This window comes from Delftia sp. PX-1 (genome assembly GCF_055797465.1).
In genome coordinates this window covers 1,894,328-1,911,164 of record NZ_CP184763.1, presented here as the reverse complement: position 1 = coordinate 1,911,164, position 16,837 = coordinate 1,894,328, and the positions used below count along the sequence as shown (strand labels likewise).

Below are 16,837 nucleotides of genomic sequence, written 5' to 3'. Positions count from 1 at the left end.
GCCACCATGCCACGCCCGCACTCCCGACAGCCCCAGCACGGCTGCCCCGCCGCCCCGGGGTGGCGTGCGTCCAGGGGCAGCGCCGTGCTGCTGGCAATCGCGCTGCTGCTGGCCGCTGCGGCGCCGGCCCCCTCCCGGGCGGCGTCGTCAGCCCAGGCGGCGCAGCGCAGCTTTTCCGTTGCCGCCGGACCTCTCGCGCATGTGATCGCCCAGTACGCCAACCAGGCCGGTGTGGCGCTGTCGTTCGATGCGGCCCAACTGGGTCGGCGGCAGTCGCCGGGCCTGCAGGGCCGCTATGCCGTGGACGATGGTTTTGCGAGGCTGCTGGAGGGCACGGCGCTGCAGGCCGTGCGCGAGTCCGGCGGCGTCTATACGCTGCGGCCCCTGCCAGCGGCCGCCTCGGGCACGGGCGGCCAGATGCTGGGCACCGTCAACGTCCGGGCCACGGCGCCGGCCAGTGCAACGACCGAAACCTCGGACAGCTATGCCGCCAGCCTGGTCACGGGCTACAAGGGGCTTCAGTCGGTGCGCGACATCCCGCAGCCCGTGACCGTGCTCACGCGCCAGTGGCTGGACGAGCAGGCCCTGCCCGACCTGCATGCCGTGCTGCAGCACACGCCGGGCGTGACGGTGGAGTACATCGACAGCGAGCGCATCGCCTACTACTCGCGCGGCTACCAGATCGATTCGCTGCAGGTGGACGGGCTCAATGTGAACCAGGTGGCCTCGGCCTCCACCTTCATCCAGCCCGATACGGCCATGCTGGACCGCGTGGAGGTGCTGCGCGGCGCCACGGGCCTGCTGCGTGGCGCGGGCTCGCCCTCGGCCATGGTGAACATGGTGCGCAAGCGGCCCACGGCGCAATGGCAGGGCTCGGCCGCGCTGACGCTGGGTTCCTGGGACCGCCAGCGCATGGAGGCCGACCTGTCCGGCCCGCTGAACGCAGCCGGCACGCTGCGCGGCCGGCTGGTGGCGCTGGCGGACGACAAGGCATCGTTCCAGACCGCGCGCAAGGAAAAGCGCCTGGGCCTGTACGGCGTGCTGGAGGCGGACCTGGGGCCGCGCACCACGCTCACGGCCGGCCTGCAGCACACGGACCTGCAGGCCACGGGCTCCTGGGGCGGCCTGCCCGCCGCCGCCGACGGCAGCCAGCTCGGCCTGCCGCGCAGCACCTACCTGGGCACGCCCTGGAATACCTGGGACCGCCACAACCAGCAGGCCTTTGCCGAGCTGGAGCACCGGCTGGACAGCGGCTGGCAACTGAAGGCCCAGGCGGCGCACACGCGCTTTCGGTCGGACGGGTTCAAGCAGACCTCGTTTTCCAGGGCCAGCGACAGCAATCCCTACCTGTTCGACGTGAGCACCTCCATCTATGGCGGCGACGGCAGCACGCAGAACGCGCTGAGCCTGCTGGCCAGCGGCCCCTTCGAGGCCCTGGGCCGCAGGCACGAGCTGTCGCTGGGCGCCGACCTGCAGCGCATCCGCAGCACGGGCGCCACGGGCTACTGGGGCGTGAGCCCGCTGCGCAATGTGGACATCCGCGGCTGGAATCCATACACCAGCTACCCCGAGCCGTTCTACAGCGAGGGCAACGGCAACGCCTATTCATCGCCCGTGTCCCACATCCACCAGTACGGCGGATTCGCGCGGGCCCGGCTGTCGCTGACCGACTCGCTCACCGCCATTGCCGGCGCGCGCCTGAGCTGGTGGAGCTATCTCGAGCCCGGCAATGCCCAAAGCGGCTACAGCGTGCGCCGCGAGCTGACGCCCTATGCGGGCCTGGTGCATGCGCTGTCGGACACGCTCGACGCCTATGCCAGCTACAGCGAGATCTTCAGCCCCCAGGACAAGAAGGCCGCCGATGGCAGCATCCTGGCGCCCGCCCGGGGCGAGGACCTGGAGGCCGGGCTCAAGGGCAGTTTCATGGACGGCCGGCTGCAGGCCAGCGTGTCATTGTTCCGCATCCAGCGCGTGGGCAGCGCCATGCAGGACACGGCATCGGCCATGCCCTGCCTGCCGTGGTACCCGACCAGCCACTGCTTCATGGCCGGCGGCAAGAGCCGCAGCCAGGGCTGGGAGCTGGAGCTGTCCGGCGAGCCCGCGCCGGGCTGGCAGGTGCTGGCCGGCTATACCTACACCCACGCCAGGTACCTGCGCGACGCCTCCGAGGCCAACGTGGGCCAGCCGCTGCGGCCCGTGGACCCGCGCCATGCGCTGCGCCTGTTTGCCAGCCACCGCTTCAAGGGGCCCTTGCAGGGATGGACCGCAGGCGCCGGCGTGCGGCTGCAAAGCGATGCCTACGCCAGCGTGGGCGATGTCACCACCCGCCAGGGTGGCTATGCGCTTTTTGACGCGCTGCTGGCCTACCGCCTGGACGACACCTACTCGCTGCAGCTGAACGTGAGCAACCTGCTGGACAAGCGCTACTACGCCAAGTTCTCGCCCAACAGCACCTACTTCAACAACTACTACGGCGATCCGCGCAACGTGACGGTGTCGCTGCGCGCGCGCTTCTAGGGCCACGGCCGGCCTGCCCTCCCCTCCCGGCTTTTCTTCCCGGCTTTTCTTCCCGGTTTTTCCAACCTTTGCACATGACTGCCATGACGCACCACAGCACTCCTGCGGACTTCCGCTTCGCTCCCCATCCCCTCACGCGCCTGATCCGCCAATGCCTGGGCGCCGGCCTGGCCCTGGCCGCCGTGGGCGTGGCGGCCCAGACGGCCGAGGGCCCGGCCCTCAAGGAGGTGACGGTGAGCGACCAGGCCGAGGCCATCGGCGGACTGCAAAAGACCTATGCCGGCGGCCAGATCGCGCGCGGCGGCGACCTGGGCATCCTCGGCAAGACCGACCAGATGAACGTGCCCTTCAGCACGACCAACTACACCTCGGAGCTGATCGAGAACCAGCAGGCGCTGACCATCGCCGACGTGGTGATGAACGACGCCTCGGTGCGCACCCTGCAGGCGCGCGGCGGCTATGGCGATGACTTCCAGGTGCGGGGCTTTTCCCTGTCCATGCGCGATGTGTCGGTGAACGGCCTGTACGGCCTGTCGCCCTCCACGCGCCTGCCGCTGGAGGTGATCGAGCGCGTGGAAGTGCTCAAGGGCCCCGGCTCGCTGACCAATGGCGTGGGTCCCAGCGGCAGCATCGGCGGCAGCATCAACGTGGTGACCAAGCGCGCGGGCGACGTGCCGTTGAACCGCCTGACCGCCACCTACATGGGCAAGGCCCAGTTCGGCACCCACCTGGACGTGGGCCGCCGCTTTGGCGAAGACAACCAGTGGGGCGTGCGCGTGAACGGCGTGTGGCGCAACGGCGAAGGCAACATCGACGGCGGCCGCCAGCGCCTGGGCCTGGCCTCGGTGGGCCTGGACTACGAAGGCCAGGGCCTGCGCTGGTCGCTGGACGCGCTGACCACCAGCGGCAAGACCACGGAGTTCCGCCCGCAAAGCGCCTTCCTGGCCGGCATCACCCAGGTGCCCGCCGTGCCCGACAGCCGCACCAACTTCAACCCGGGCACGGAACTGCTGGACAAGGCCAAGACCGTGATCTCGCGCGTGGAATACGACATCAACGCCAACACCTCCGTCTACGGCGGCGTGGGCTACAGCGATGTGTCCAGCGACCAGAGCTTTCCCACGGCCGTGCAGCGCATCGACTCGCTGGGCAACTTCACCGTGCGCAACGGCTTCTACGACGAGTTCAACAAGACCACCTCGGCCGACGTGGGCCTGCGCACACGCTTCAAGACCGGCGCCATCGGCCACACCGTGGTGGCAGCGGCCAACTACATGGACCGCGAGAGCGGCTACTTCTACCAGCTGACCACCAAAGCCGTCCCCTCCAACATCTACAACCCGTCGCCCCTGCCTGCCATCGACTTCGTGCGCGGCGCGCCCACCAAGAACGCCGAGCTGACGCAGCACAGCCTGGCGCTGGCCGACACCATGGCGCTGTTCAGCGACCGCCTGCTGGTGACCGTGGGCCTGCGCGACCAGACCATAGACCAGAAGAACGCCAGCGGCACCACGCTGTACAAGGCCAGCGCCGTGACGCCGCTGGCCGGCGTGGTGTTCAAGCCGCAGAACCATGTCGCGGTCTACGCCAACTACACGGCGGGCCTGTCGGCAGGCGGCACGGCCGGGCCCAACACGGCCAATGCCGGCCAGGTGTTCGCGCCGCAGAAGTCCAAGCAGTACGAGGTCGGCGTGAAGGTGGACTGGGGCCGCATGACCACGCAGGCCGCGCTCTACCAGATCCAGCGCCCGGGCTCCATGACGGACCCGGTGACCAATGTCTACAGCTTCGGCGGCGAGACGCGCAACCGCGGCCTGGAGCTGACCGCCTACGGCGAGATCCACAAGGGCCTGCGCCTGCTGGCCAGCGCAGCCTTCAACAACGCCAAGCTCTCGCGCACGGCAGGCGGCGTGAACCAGGGCAACGATGCCAACGGCGTGCCCGACCGCACCTTCAACCTGGGCCTGGACTGGGATACGCCCTGGGTGGAGGGCCTGAGCCTGAACGGCCGCGTGATCCACACCTCGTCCATGTACTACGACGCGGCCAACATCCTGCGCATGCCCGGCTGGACACGCCTGGACCTGGGCGCACGCCTGCGCACCCACGTGGCCGGCAAGCCGGTGGTGCTGCGCGCCAGCCTGGAGAACGTCAGCAACAAGAGCTACTGGGTGACTGCCGCCGGCTACACCACCACGGGCGCGCCGCGCACGCTGATGCTGTCGGCACAAGTGGACTTCTAAGCCACCGGCCACCGGCAACCGCCCCGCCCCCGGCATGGCGCCGGGGCGCGGTGATGGCGGGGGCCCCAGGCCCCCTTCTGTCAGAGAAAAGAACACCCCATGCAAAGCCACACGATCAAGACCTGGGCCTGGTTGCACAAATGGAGCAGCCTGGTCTGCACCGTCTTCATGCTGCTGCTGTGCCTGACCGGCCTTCCGCTGATCTTCCACCACGAAATCGGCCACCTGCTGGGCACCGAGGTGGAGGCCCCGCCCATGCCCCAGGGCACGCCCCATGCCAGCCTGGACAAGGTGCTGGAGGTGGCCCGCGCCCAGCACCCGGACCGCGTGGTGCAGTTCGTCTCCAAGTCCGACGACACCGCCGACCTCTGGTTCGTCACCATGACGCCCACGCCGGCGCCCACGGACGATTTCCGCTCCGTGGTCATCGATGCGCGCACGGCCGAGCTGCTGGCCCAGCCGCGCTTCGACCAGGGCTTCATGTGGGTCATGTTCAAGCTGCACGTGGACCTGTTCGCGGGGCTGCCGGGCAAGCTGTTCCTGGGCTTCATGGGGCTGCTGCTGCTGATCGCCATCGTCAGCGGCGTGGTGCTGTACGCGCCCTTCATGCGCAAGCTCGATTTCGGCACCGTGCGCCGCACGCGCCAGCCGCGCCTGAAGTGGCTGGACCTGCACAACCTGCTGGGCATCGTCACCCTGGTATGGCTGTTCGTGGTGGGCGCCACCGGCATGATCAATACCTGGGCCGACCTGCTGATCAAGTACTGGCAGCATGACCAGCTCAGCAGCGTGCTGGCGCCCTACCAGGGCCAGGACACGGTGCCGGTGGCGGAGCGCGCCTCGCTGCAGCAATCGCTGCAGGCCGCCCAGCAGCAGGTGCCGGGCACCAGGCTGTACTTCATCGCCTTCCCCGGCACCACGTTCTCCAGCCCCCACCACCACACCTTCTTCCTGCGCGGCAACGAGCCCCTGACCTCGCGCCTGTTCCTGCCCGTGCTGGTGGACGCCAGGACCGCCCAGGTCACGGCCGCGCCCGCCCTGCCCTGGTATCTGACGGCGCTGCTGGTGTCCCAGCCGCTGCACTTCGGCGACTACGGCGGGCGGGCCATGCAGATCCTCTGGGCGCTGCTGGACATCGCCAGCATCATCGTGCTGGGCACCGGCCTGTACTTGTGGGTCAACAAGGGCAAGAGCGTGCCGGCCCCGCAGCCCGCGCCGCGCGGCAAGGAGGTCTCGGCATGAGCGGCGCGCGACACCGGGGCTTTCTCGCACTCTGGGGCTGGCCCATCGCGCTGGGCGTGCTGACGGCCATCGGCCTGGTCTCGGCCCTGTTCAGCGACGGCGGCCTTGGCGACATGCTGGCCGGCGTCTGCCTGGCCGTTCCCACGGCGGCAGGGATCTGGCATGGATGGCTGCGGCGCAGGCCGCCGGGCTGAAGCCGGGGCAGGCCGGCACGGCGCTCAGTCGCGCGGGTCGCGCTGGCCTGCGCTTTCCAGCAGCTGCTGCAAGGCTGCGCCCAGTGGCCGCCAGACATCGGTGACACCGGCCCAGTCGCCGGCCAGGCAGGCCTGCTCCAGGCTCCTGGTCAGTCCGCTGGCCCGCTCCTGTCCCAGCAGGCGCAACACGCTCTGCAGGCTGTGCGCCTGCCTGCGCAGGGCCATGGCGTTCTGCTCCGCGATAAGGACCTCCATCCGGGCGATATCGTCGGGCAAGTGCGCAAGGCAGATGTCACGGTAGCTGTGGAACAGGCCTGCGTCGCCACCAAAGAAATTGGCAATGGCGAGCGCGTCCGACGGCGCATCCGGTTGCACATCCGGTCGCACATCCGGCTGCGCATCGGCGCCCTCGCCCGTCCCGGCCTCCTGCCTGGGAGGGGGAGGCGGCGCATGCTGCTGGAGCACCGACTCCACGCAGTCCACCAGTTGCGCCACCGACACCGGCTTGAGCAGCACGCGCCACACCTTCAACTGCTCCAGCTGCAGCGCAACATCGGCCCGCACGCCGGCACTGAAGACCACGGCGCAGCAGCCCGCCTGCGGCGAGCGGCGCAGCCACTCGATCAGCTCCACGCCGGAGGCGCCGGGCAGCATCAGATCGGTGATCAGCAGGGCAAAGGGCTGGGTTTGCAGCAGTTGCTGGGCCTGCTCCGCACTCGTGCAGGACACCAGCGTGAGGGGCAGGCCCTCCAGCGCCAGCGCAACGAACCGCGCAATCGAGGCATCGTCCTCGACCAGCAGGACCGCAGGAAGGGGCGCGTTCACGCCGCCGGCCCGCCCAGCAGCCCGCCCAGCGCTTCGGGCAGTTCCTGCACCAGCTGGGGCTTGTGGATCACGCGCACGCCGCCCAATGCGAAGGCATAGGCCTCGCGCTCTGACGCCTCCAGCGAGGTGACCACCAGCAGCTTGCAGCGCGCGAACTGCTCATGGGTGCGCAAGGTGGTGATCAGGGCGGCGCCGTCGATGTCGGGCAGCAGGATGTCCACCAGCAGCACATCGGGCTGGATCTGGCCGTACAGCGCCATGCCCGTGATCCCGTCGTTCGCCACATGCAGCTGGACGTCGGGAAAGTGACGCTGCACCAGCATGCGCACCAGATTCTGGAAGTGCACGGAGTCCTCGATCAGCAGCACGCGCTGCCCGGTGCCCGATCCCGCCTGGGCAGGGGCCGGCGCCTGTGCCACCGCTGGTGCGCCGGGCACCCCGGGCGCTGCGCGCTCGCCCTGCCTGCTGCGCCAGCGCTCCACGGAAGCGCGCGTAATGCGGCGATGGCCTCCGGGCGTCTTCCAGGCCTCGAGTTCGCCGCGATCGACCATGAGCTGGACCGATCGCACGGCCATGCCCAGCAGCTTTGCCACCTCGGCAGTCGTGTAGTGCGGAATTTGGCCTGATGGGGTGCTGTTCTCGGACATGGCAGCAATTTTGCATCAAATACGATTGAAAAATTCAATATAAATTTGATGAATTTGATATTTATGATTTAACCTCACGCAGCCCCCTTCAACTGCGTTGTGAAAGGTCCGCCATGAAGAAGATACTGATCGTCGAAGACCAGGCCGACATCCGCAAACTGCTGCGCATGACGCTGGAGTCCGGCGCCTACGAGGTCATGGAGGTGCCCACCGCCGACGAAGCCTGGGCCGTGGCCCAGCGCAACAAGCCCGATATCGTGCTGCTGGACATGATGATGCCCGGCACGCTGGACGGCCTGGAGGTGTGCTGTCGCATCAAGACCTCCTACGATCTGCGGCATACCCTGGTGGTGCTGCTCACCGCCCGGGACAGCGCAGAGGACCGCGAGGCGGGCTTCAATGCGGGCGCCGACGAATACCTGGTCAAGCCCTTCAGCCCGACCCGGCTGCTGCAGATCCTGGCCAGCCTTGAAAGGAGCGACTGATGATGATGCGCGCACGGGAGACCGGCCGCGTGGACCTGTCCATGGCAGACGGCCCGTCCAGCCGCAGGCTGGCGGGCGGCTGGCACTGGACGCAGGCGTTCGCGCCGGCCCGGCCCGTTCCTGTGCCGCACGACGGGTTGACCGCCATCGTCGCGCCCCGGAATTTCTGATGGAGCATCTTCATCATGTCTGATCGAGCTACCGCGCATCATTTCCTGGGTGCCGGACGCAGCGCCCACATCAAGGCACTGGTGCTGACCTTTGCCCTGTGCGTGCTTGCCGGGCTGGTGCTCTTCGTCTGGAGCCAGCTGCACGCCGAGGCCGACCAGAGCAAGTCCCAGGCCGCACTGCTGGCGCGCGTGCTGGAGGACCAGACGGCCAAGACCTTCGAGAACACAGAAATGGCCCTGTCCAGCCTGGCGCACCACCCCGCCATCCTGGCCGCCGGCAACACGCGCAGCACGCGCGAGGCCGCCATGGCCCAGCTGATCGCCCAGCTGCCCTACCTGCGCAGCATGGCCCTGCTCGACGACAAGGGACTCATACTGGCCAGCACCCAGGCGGGCGAGGCCGGCCAGCAGATCGACATGCAGGAGCTGCTGCACGACAAGAGCGCCGTCGTCGTGCCCGGCAAGCCCCTGCTGGGCCGGCTGGTGCCCGGCCGTGGCCTGTCGGCCCTGGCGCCCCGCGCGCACCCGTCGCCGCGCGGCGTGTCGTTTCTGCCGCAGCTGCTGGGCTTTCACCAGGACAACGGGATGCCCGCCGTGCTGGTGGCCCTGATCAACCCCGACGCCGTGGCCAACTTCTACCAGGCCACGCTGGAGATCCTCAGCTACGAGGCCGTGCTGCTGACCTACGACGGCCGGCCGCTGGCCAGCACGAATGCGGGCACCGGCGTGCAGGCGACCGCCGTGCTGCAGACACCGCTGTTCCGGCAATGGCTGCCGCACAGCGAATTCGGCTCCTACATCGGCGCGGGCATGCTCGGCTCCCATGAGATCGTGTCGTTTCGCACCGTGCGCAACTGGCCCCTGCTGCTGGTGGTGGAGGAGCCCTACGCAGCCCTGGTGGCGCGCTGGAGGGATGACGCCTTCGCCTTCTTCGTGGCCGGCGTGGCCCTGCTGGCCCTGGTGCTGGGCCTGAGCTGGTCGGTGCTCAAGACGCGCAGGGAGCAGAAGACGGCACAGCAGGCCATGGAGCAGGCCCAGGCACGCCTGGCGCGCAGCGAGCATGAGATGGCCGTGCTCATGCGCAGCGTGCAGGAGCTGATCTTTCGCACCGACAGCGAGGGTCTGCTGACCTTCGTGAACGCACGCTGGGAACAGCTGACCGGCCAGCCCAGCTCCGAGGCCGTAGGGCAGCCGCTGGAGAACATCGTGGACGGCCCGTACCGCGCGCAGATCCAGGCCCTGCTCGATCCCCTGGCCCGGCTGGCGCCGCGCAACTGCCAGGCCATGTTCCAGCTGCCGGGCCACCGGGAAATACTCTGCGACATCGCCGTCGTCCCCTTGCTGCGCGACGGCCGGCTCGTGGGCTTCGCGGGCAGCGCCGTGGACGTGACGGCCCGCTGGAAGGCACAGCAGGAGCTGCAGACCCAGCTGGCCTTCCAGCACCTGCTGTTCGAGACCACGCCCCTGCCCATGCTGGTCACCGACGCGGACCACCGCGTGGTACTGGTCAACAAGGCCTGGGAGGACTTCTTCGGCCGCGGCCGCTATGCCGTGCTCGGCCACGAGATCAAGGGACTGCACTCGCGCGACGATGCCCTGCTGCAGATACGCAGCAACCAGGTCGTGATGCGCTCGGGCCAGCGCATGGTGCTGGAGGCCCGGCTGCCCCACGTGGACGGCAGCTACCGCGACGTGCAGATCTCCAAGGCGGCGGTCAAGGATGCCCAGGGGCAGACCACCGGCGTGCTCAGCATCTTTGTGGATGTGAGCGAATTCCGCGCGGCCGAGCATGCCACGCGCGAGGCCCGCGACGCGGCCGAGGAGGCCTTCCGCGTGAAGTCGGAATTCGTCGCCAACATGAGCCATGAGCTGCGCACCCCGCTGCAGTCCATCATGGGCTTTGCCGAGCTGGGCAGCCTGCGCTCGCGCGGCAATCCCGCCATGGCCGACATGTTCAACGACATCCATGCGGCGGGCCAGCGCATGCTGGCCCTGGTCAATGACCTGCTCGATGTGGCCAAGCTGGACAGCGCCGTGGGAACCATCCACCTGGAGCGCACGGATCTGCGCAGCCTGATCCGGCCGGTCGTGCGCGAGCTGGAGCCGCAGCAGCAGCACAAGCTCATCGACCTGCGGCTCGAACTCGACGACGCCCCGCTGATCGCCAAGGCCGACCCCGTGCGCTTCCAGCAGGTGGTGCGCAATGTGCTGGCCAATGCCATCAAGTTCTCGCCCATCGGCGGGCGCATCGATGTGCAGGGCCGCATCGACGGGCAGGGCGACATCTGCATCGCCTTCTCCGACCAGGGCCCGGGCATTCCGCCGCAGGAGCTGGACAAGATCTTCCAGCCCTTCGTGCAGTCCAGCAAGACCCGCAACGGCTCGGGCGGCACGGGCCTGGGGCTGGCCATCTGCCGCAAGATCATCGACGCCATGGACGGCACCATCGTGGCCAGCAACCGGCCCGAGGGCGGCTCGCTGTTTCGCATCACCCTTCCCTGCCGCAGCGCATCGGAGACGCGCCCGGCGGAGCTGCTGTAGCGGCACCGCCGGCCGGCGCGCCTGCGGCCGGCAAACGGGTGGTGAACAAGTGGCAAACGGGCGGCAACAAATGAGAAAAAGTCTCATTTAGAATGACAGCACTTCGTCCCGCCCTGCCCGCCTGCCTTCCCTCCCCGCTTGCTTGTATGACACGCCATCCGACTCCTGCCGCCTGGCTGGGCCTGGACCTGCACTGGGCCTATGGAAGCCTGCTGCCCGCCATCTGGCGCAGCACGCGCTGCATCCACCGCGCGCAGGATGTGCTGCATGACGCCTTCGTGCGCTACGCCCTCAGCGGCCGGCACGAAGGCATCGCCCAGCCGCATGCCTACCTGCGCGTGGTGGCGCGCACCGTGCTGGCCGACCAGATGGCGCATGAGCGCCGCTTCGTGCCCCTGCCCGAGCTGGCAGGCGAGGCCGGCGCCGCGCAGCACCCGGTGGCACGCGCGGACGAAATCGCCTTGCAGGAAGCCTTCACGGCGCCTTCGGCCGAGATGCTGGCCGACCTGCAGCAGCGCCTGGGCGCCGTGCAGCGTGTCATCCAGGGATTGCCTGCGCGCTGCCGCGAGGTGTTCTGGCTGTGCAAGGTGGAAGGCCACTCCCAGCCCCAGATTGCCGCCATGCTGGGCATCAGCCTGAACATGGTGGAGCGCCACCTGATGCGCGCCCTGCTGGACCTGCGCGCCGCACGCGAGCTGCTCGCGCCATGAGCACGCCGCGCGAGGAAGCCGCGCGCTGGTTCATACGCATGCACCGGGATGCGGGAGCGCGGCCGGGCGCCGCCGATGCCGCTGCCTGGCGCCGCTGGATGGACGCCGACCCGCGCCACGCCGCCGAATACGCCGCCTTCGAGGCGCTGTGGCAGGACTTCGACTCCACGCCCCGCACCGAGGCCCTGGCCACGGCGGTGGACACCGCCGCACGCCAGCGCCGCAACACACGCAGCAACGCGCGCCGCGCGATCATCACCCGCGGCGTGCTGGGCGTTGCCGGCCTGGGCACGGCGGGCCTGCTGGCATGGCGCGGCTGGCTTGAATGGCAGGACACCACCGTGTTCGCCCTGGCCCGCGACAGTGCGATTGGCGAACGCATCGTGCTGAACCTGCCCGACGCCAGCGTGCTGACCCTGGGACCGGCCAGCCGCATCGCCACGCGCTACACGCGCCGCCAGCGCGCCGTGGTGCTGGAGCAGGGAGAGGCCCTGTTCGACGTGGCCAGGGATGCAGACCGCCCCTTCACCATCGCCGCCGGCCAGGCCCGCATCACCGTGCTGGGCACGCGCTTCACCGTCAACCGCCTGCCGGGACTGGTGCGGGTGGGCGTGGAGCATGGAACGGTGCGTTTGGCGGTGAAAGGTGGTGACGGAGAACCGTCCTTGCTGCTGCAGGCTGGCGAAGTGGGGGAACTGCCGGACGAAAGCGCCGGTGCCGCCCCCGGTGCCGCACCCGGTGCCGATGGCGCCCACGCCAGCCCCCGCCCCCGCCGCGTGCAGCGCGATGCGCGCGACAGTTTCTCGTCCATCGAACGCGGCCTCATCGTCTTCGACAGCGCCGGGCTGGGCGAGATCGCGGCCACGCTGTCGCGCTGGCGCCGCCAGCCCGTGCGTGCGGCCGTAGCCGACGGCACGGGCGGGCCGCGCATCACGGCCGCCGTGCAGCGCGCCGATGTGGAGAGTTTCCTGGACGCGCTGCCGCGCATCGCCGCCGTGCGCGTGCAGGAGCGCGACGGCGCCACCTGGCTGGCCCCGCGCAGCACGGCGCCGGAAAAAATCCGGAAAAACTGAAAAAAAGCGGCCAACGCACATCAGGGATCCGGCGGGCTGCCCCGTCATACAGGCGAGCACAACCGATTTCCAGGAGAACGTTCCCGCCATGCCCGCCCGCCCTCTTTCCTCCCGCCCGGCACGCGCCTGCCTGTCCCTGCTCGCCTGCGCGGCGGCCCTGGCCTGCACGCCAGCCCTGGCCGCCCCTGCCGACATCGACCTGCCGGCCCAGCCGCTGTCCGACGCCATCAAGGCCCTGGCGCGCGCCACCGGCACCAGCATCGCGGCCGACAGCGCCCTGCTCGCAGGCAAGTCCGCGCCCGCCGTCCAGGGCCGCCTGGAGCCGGCCGAGGCACTGCAGCGCCTGCTGGCCGGTAGCGGCCTGCAAGCCTCTGCCCAGCCCCAGGGCGGCTGGCTGCTGCGCCCCGCCCCGGCGCGCCCGCAGACCGCGCTGGACGAAGTGCGGGTGACAGCCACGGCCCTGCGCGACGGCCGCACGGAAGGCACGGGCAGCTACCGGGCGCCCTATGCCAGCGCGGCCACCAAGATCGAGCTGACGGCCCGGGAGACGCCGCAGTCCGTGTCCGTGATCTCGCGCGCACGACTCGATGACCAGAACTTCGTGGAGCTCACCGAAGCCGCCAAGGTGGTGCCCGGCATCGTCGTGCGCCGGCAAAGCAGCCCGGGCGGGCGCAGCGACATCCTCTCGCGCGGCTACCAGTCGTCCACCTACCAGTTGGACGGTCTCACCGTCAGCGGCAACCCGGCCACCCAGGAAACGCTGGACCTGGCCCTGTTCGACCGGGTCGAGGCCCTGCGCGGGCCGGCCGGGCTGTTCTCGGGCGCGGGCGAGCCCAGCGTCATGCTCAACCTGGTGCGCAAGCGCGCCCTGCCGGACTACCAGGGCCAGGGCGCCATCGGCCTGGGCTCGCGGGGCCGCAAGCGGGCCGAGGTGGATGTCACCGGAGCGCTGTCCGAAGATGGCCGCCTGCGTGGCCGGGTGGTGGCGCTGCACGAGAACTTCGGCAGCCCCGTGATGGCCATGGACGGCCACAAGCAGGCCCTGTACGGCACGGTGGAGCTGGACGTCACTTCCCAGAGCACGGTCTCGGTGGGCGCCACCTGGCAGCGCGGCCGGGGCAACTACGACACCGGCCTGCCCGCCCACGCCGACGGCAGGCTGGCCCCCATTCCGCGCGACGTGGCCATTGCCGCCGACTGGGGCCGCGCCGCGCCCGAATCGCTGGCCGGCTTCATCGAGTCGGAGACGCGGCTCGACGGCGGCGGCCTGTTCAAGCTGGCCGCCCGCCGTGTGCTGCGCCAGCAGCGCGACAAGTACATCAACGGCTACTCGGCCGTCTCTGACACCGGCATCAGCCGCCTCACCCAGGCCCAGACCGTGGACCGCGACTATGCCGACACCACGGCCGACATCTACTACAGCACCCCCTGGCAATGGGCCGGGCAGACGCACCATTTCATCGCGGGCGCGGACTACCGCAGCTCCAACATGCACCTGCGCATGCTGCGCGGCGCCATGAACACGCCGGCCGACCTGTTCCACTACGACCCCTCCTCCATCCCCGAGCCCAGCTTCAAGCCCTTTGCCGACGACACTACGCGCACCAGCCTGCGCGGCGTCTACGGCCAGTTGCGCATCAAGCCCACGCAGGCCCTCACCCTGGTGGCGGGCGCGCGCAAGAGCTGGTGGAAGACAGAAACCTCGGATCGGCTGCAGAACACGCGCTCGGGCTACGAGGTCGATGGCCAGTTCACGCCCTTCGGCGCCGTGCTCTTCGATCTGAACGACAGCTGGACGCTCTACGCCAGCCAGTCGCGCATCTTCCAGCCGCAAAGCGGGCGCCTGGCCGGCGGCGGCCAGATCGCCCCGCGCGAGGGCCGGCAGGTGGAAGCCGGCATCAAGGGCAGCCTGCTGGACGGACGCCTGAATGCCACCGCCGCCGTCTACCGCATGCAGGACACCAACCGCGCGCTGGCCGACCCCGCCGATGCCGCCTTCGTCATCCCCGCAGGCAAGGTGCGCTCCGAAGGCTTCGAGGCCGAGGTGGTCGGCTCGCTGTCGCCGCGCTGGGACGTGGCGGCCAGTTACGCCTACATGCGCTCCAAATACCTGCAGGGCACCGTCACGCAGACGGGCACCGACTTCAGCACCATGTCGCCGCGCCACAGCGTGAACCTGTGGGCGCGCTACCGCGTGGCCGGCCCCGTGGCCCAGGGGCTGGAGCTGGGCGCGGGCGTGCGCGCCGTCAGCGAGTTCTACGACACCCTGGGCACCGTGCGCTGGCGCGCGGGCGGCTACGGCGTCTGGTCCGTCTATGCCGCCTACCCGCTCACCCCCCAGGTCAAGCTGGCCGTGAACATCGACAACCTGTTCGACCGCGTCTACTGGGAGCGCGTGGGCACGGCCACGCGCAGCAACTACTACGGCCTGCCGCGCAGCATCATGGTCACGCTGCGCAGCAGTTTCTGATCCCGTCGCCAGAGGGCGTGCGCAGCACAAGGCTGCCGCGCCCCCTGCCTGCCGCGCAGGCATTCAACACATCGACACCATCGAATGATTTCTCACAAATAATTCAATAGATCCACACAATGCATGGATTTACGCTTGTGTCCATTGCCGGCAGCCGCCGCCAGCCAGGACACCAGCCATTGCCATGCAAGACCGTTTTCTGATCGAGCGCATCGAGGCGCGGATCCTCGACATTCCCACCATCCGCCCGCACAAGCTGTCGTTCGGCTCCATCAGCCGGCAAAGCCCGGTGATCGTGCAGTTGTGGCTGCACAACGGGGCCACGGGCTTTGGCGAGGCCGCCACCATCGGCGGCCCGTCGTGGAACGAGGAATCGCCCGAGAGCATCCACCATGCCATCACCAACCACCTGGCGCCCAGCCTGATCGGCCAGGACGGCGCGCGCTTCGAGGCCTGCCTCTCGCGCATGGACCTGGCCTGCAAGGGCAATGCCTTTGCCAAGAGCGCCGTGGAAATCGCGCTGCTGGACGCCGTGGCGCGCAGCCTGCAGTTGCCCGTGTGGCAGTTGCTGGGCGGCAAGCAGCGCGACAGCCTGCCCCTGGCCTGGACGCTGGCCAGCGGCGACATCGAGCGCGACCTGGCCGAGGCCCAGCTGCGCCTGGAACAAAAGCGCCACCGCATCTTCAAGATGAAGATCGGCGCGCGCACGCCCGAGGCCGATGTGGCCCATGTGAGCGAGATCGCACGCGGCCTGCAGGGCCGCGCCACGCTGACCGTGGACGTGAACCAGGCCTGGGACGGCGCCACGGCGCGGCGCTTTCTGCCGCAATTGATCGATGCCGGCGTGACCCTGATCGAGCAGCCCGTGGCCGGCTGGAACGTGCCCGCGCTGCGCGAGCTGACCGCCACGCTGCAGGGCGCCCTGGTCATGGCCGACGAGAGCGTGTGCACGCCCTACGACGCCATGCGCCTGGCGCGCGAGCAGGCCAGCCATGTGTTCTCGCTCAAGGTGGCCAAGCACGGCGGCCTGCTGCGCACGCGCAAGGTGGCGGCCATTGCCCAGGCGGCCGATATCGGCTGGTACGGCGGCACCATGCTGGAGACCTCGATCGGCTCGGCCGCCTCCGCCCATGTCTTTGCCACGCTGGGCGGGCAGCACTACAACTGCGAGCTGTTCGGCCCCCAGCTGCTGGTGGACGACATCGTCACCGAGCGCATGGCCATCCGCGACTTCGAGCTGCAACTGCCCGACGGGCCCGGCCTGGGCTTGGAGATCGACCTGCAGCAGTTGGCGAGCTTCGACCGCGCGCTGGCCGGCAGCCAGCCGCAGCACTTCGACATGGGGCAGGCCCGGACCGGGGCTGCGACCTGAATTCCTTTCATTCCTCCTGGAGACAAACATGCTTTACCTGGTCCGCATGGACGTGAAGATCCCCCACGACCTGCCCGCCGACGTGGCAGCCGAGATCAAGGCCCGCGAGAAGGCCTATTCCCAGCAGCTGCAGCACGACGGACGCTGGCCCCACATCTGGCGCGTGGTCGGCGAGTACGCCAACTACAGCGTGTTCGACGTGGCCTCCAACGACGAGCTGCACGAGCTGCTGCAGGGCCTGCCGCTGTTCCCCTACATGGACATCCAGGTCACGCCGCTGGCAAAGCATCCCTCGGCCATCGCCTGAGCACAGCCCAAACCAAGACCAAATTGTTCGGAGACAACTGA

14 protein-coding genes are annotated in these 16,837 nt (G+C 69.3%); 12 read left to right on the top strand and 2 right to left on the bottom strand.

The features are described from left to right. The first annotated feature begins 6 nt into the window (after positions 1-6). The 4 genes from ACN20X_RS08750 (at position 7) to ACN20X_RS08735 (ending at position 6,196) form a co-directional block, all read left to right on the top strand. The gene (locus ACN20X_RS08750) at positions 7-2,517 is read left to right on the top strand and encodes a TonB-dependent siderophore receptor (protein ID WP_473210477.1); all 2,511 of its coding nucleotides are present in this window, start codon (positions 7-9) and stop codon (positions 2,515-2,517) included. Positions 2,518-2,591: 74 nt separating this feature from the next. Then, positions 2,592-4,760: a TonB-dependent receptor gene (locus ACN20X_RS08745; protein ID WP_473210476.1), complete on the top strand. Its 2,169-nt coding sequence runs from the start codon at positions 2,592-2,594 to the stop codon at positions 4,758-4,760. Between the two features lie 99 nt (positions 4,761-4,859). Beyond that, positions 4,860-6,002: a PepSY-associated TM helix domain-containing protein gene (locus tag ACN20X_RS08740; RefSeq protein WP_017407054.1), complete on the top strand. Its 1,143-nt coding sequence runs from the start codon at positions 4,860-4,862 to the stop codon at positions 6,000-6,002. Next, the gene (locus tag ACN20X_RS08735; protein ID WP_016450117.1) at positions 5,999-6,196 is read left to right on the top strand and encodes a hypothetical protein; all 198 of its coding nucleotides are present in this window, start codon (positions 5,999-6,001) and stop codon (positions 6,194-6,196) included. The genes ACN20X_RS08740 and ACN20X_RS08735 overlap by 4 nt, the downstream gene beginning before the upstream one ends. A 24-nt stretch (positions 6,197-6,220) precedes the next feature. Here ACN20X_RS08735 and ACN20X_RS08730 read toward each other — a convergent pair whose 3' ends face one another. Then, entirely contained in the window at positions 6,221-7,021 is an 801-nt protein-coding gene (locus ACN20X_RS08730) for an Hpt domain-containing response regulator (protein WP_203399882.1), read from the bottom strand. Beyond that, complete coding sequence (locus ACN20X_RS08725; protein WP_016450119.1) at positions 7,018-7,668, bottom strand: response regulator; 651 nt, start codon at positions 7,666-7,668, stop codon at positions 7,018-7,020. Before ACN20X_RS08725 ends, ACN20X_RS08730 begins: the two co-directional genes overlap by 4 nt. A gap of 113 nt (positions 7,669-7,781) precedes the next feature. Here ACN20X_RS08725 and ACN20X_RS08720 point away from each other — a divergent pair, with 113 nt between their 5' ends. The 8 genes from ACN20X_RS08720 to catC all read left to right on the top strand — a co-directional run bounded on the left by ACN20X_RS08720 (position 7,782) and on the right by catC (position 16,796). Continuing rightward, a complete protein-coding gene (locus ACN20X_RS08720; RefSeq protein WP_017407052.1) occupies positions 7,782-8,153 on the top strand; it encodes a response regulator transcription factor in 372 nt (123 codons plus the stop codon). Then, entirely contained in the window at positions 8,153-8,323 is a 171-nt protein-coding gene (locus ACN20X_RS08715; RefSeq protein WP_016454269.1) for a hypothetical protein, read from the top strand. The genes ACN20X_RS08720 and ACN20X_RS08715 overlap by 1 nt, the downstream gene beginning before the upstream one ends. A 15-nt stretch (positions 8,324-8,338) precedes the next feature. Next, positions 8,339-10,864 carry a sensor histidine kinase gene (locus tag ACN20X_RS08710; protein WP_473210475.1) on the top strand — a complete coding sequence of 842 codons (2,526 nt, stop codon included), beginning with the start codon at positions 8,339-8,341 and terminating at the stop codon, positions 10,862-10,864. A 146-nt stretch (positions 10,865-11,010) separates the two neighbouring features. Beyond that, positions 11,011-11,574 carry an RNA polymerase sigma factor gene (locus tag ACN20X_RS08705; protein ID WP_016449015.1) on the top strand — a complete coding sequence of 188 codons (564 nt, stop codon included), beginning with the start codon at positions 11,011-11,013 and terminating at the stop codon, positions 11,572-11,574. After that, positions 11,571-12,647, top strand: a complete 1,077-nt coding sequence (locus ACN20X_RS08700) for a FecR family protein (protein ID WP_473210474.1) — start codon at positions 11,571-11,573, stop codon at positions 12,645-12,647. Before ACN20X_RS08705 ends, ACN20X_RS08700 begins: the two co-directional genes overlap by 4 nt. 88 nt (positions 12,648-12,735) lie before the next feature. Further along, positions 12,736-15,117: a TonB-dependent siderophore receptor gene (locus tag ACN20X_RS08695; protein ID WP_473210473.1), complete on the top strand. Its 2,382-nt coding sequence runs from the start codon at positions 12,736-12,738 to the stop codon at positions 15,115-15,117. A 184-nt stretch (positions 15,118-15,301) separates the two neighbouring features. Then, positions 15,302-16,489 carry a muconate cycloisomerase family protein gene (locus ACN20X_RS08690; protein ID WP_061288260.1) on the top strand — a complete coding sequence of 396 codons (1,188 nt, stop codon included), beginning with the start codon at positions 15,302-15,304 and terminating at the stop codon, positions 16,487-16,489. Positions 16,490-16,517: 28 nt separating this feature from the next. Then, positions 16,518-16,796, top strand: coding sequence for a muconolactone Delta-isomerase (gene catC / locus ACN20X_RS08685; RefSeq protein ID WP_046984478.1), 279 nt, complete (start codon positions 16,518-16,520; stop codon positions 16,794-16,796). Positions 16,797-16,837: the final 41 nt, after the last annotated feature.

What these genes read in the sequence shown, in the direction of transcription:
- ACN20X_RS08750 (WP_473210477.1), top strand. Translation starts at nt 7, where the DNA reads ATGCCACGCCCGCACTCCCGACAGCCCCAGCACGGCTGCCCCGCCGCC.
- ACN20X_RS08745 (WP_473210476.1), top strand. Translation starts at nt 2,592, where the DNA reads ATGACTGCCATGACGCACCACAGCACTCCTGCGGACTTCCGCTTCGCT.
- ACN20X_RS08740 (WP_017407054.1), top strand. Translation starts at nt 4,860, where the DNA reads ATGCAAAGCCACACGATCAAGACCTGGGCCTGGTTGCACAAATGGAGC.
- ACN20X_RS08735 (WP_016450117.1), top strand. Translation starts at nt 5,999, where the DNA reads ATGAGCGGCGCGCGACACCGGGGCTTTCTCGCACTCTGGGGCTGGCCC.
- ACN20X_RS08725 (WP_016450119.1), bottom strand. Translation starts at nt 7,668, where the DNA reads ATGTCCGAGAACAGCACCCCATCAGGCCAAATTCCGCACTACACGACT.
- ACN20X_RS08720 (WP_017407052.1), top strand. Translation starts at nt 7,782, where the DNA reads ATGAAGAAGATACTGATCGTCGAAGACCAGGCCGACATCCGCAAACTG.
- ACN20X_RS08715 (WP_016454269.1), top strand. Translation starts at nt 8,153, where the DNA reads ATGATGATGCGCGCACGGGAGACCGGCCGCGTGGACCTGTCCATGGCA.
- ACN20X_RS08710 (WP_473210475.1), top strand. Translation starts at nt 8,339, where the DNA reads ATGTCTGATCGAGCTACCGCGCATCATTTCCTGGGTGCCGGACGCAGC.
- ACN20X_RS08705 (WP_016449015.1), top strand. Translation starts at nt 11,011, where the DNA reads ATGACACGCCATCCGACTCCTGCCGCCTGGCTGGGCCTGGACCTGCAC.
- ACN20X_RS08700 (WP_473210474.1), top strand. Translation starts at nt 11,571, where the DNA reads ATGAGCACGCCGCGCGAGGAAGCCGCGCGCTGGTTCATACGCATGCAC.
- ACN20X_RS08695 (WP_473210473.1), top strand. Translation starts at nt 12,736, where the DNA reads ATGCCCGCCCGCCCTCTTTCCTCCCGCCCGGCACGCGCCTGCCTGTCC.
- ACN20X_RS08690 (WP_061288260.1), top strand. Translation starts at nt 15,302, where the DNA reads ATGCAAGACCGTTTTCTGATCGAGCGCATCGAGGCGCGGATCCTCGAC.
- catC (WP_046984478.1), top strand. Translation starts at nt 16,518, where the DNA reads ATGCTTTACCTGGTCCGCATGGACGTGAAGATCCCCCACGACCTGCCC.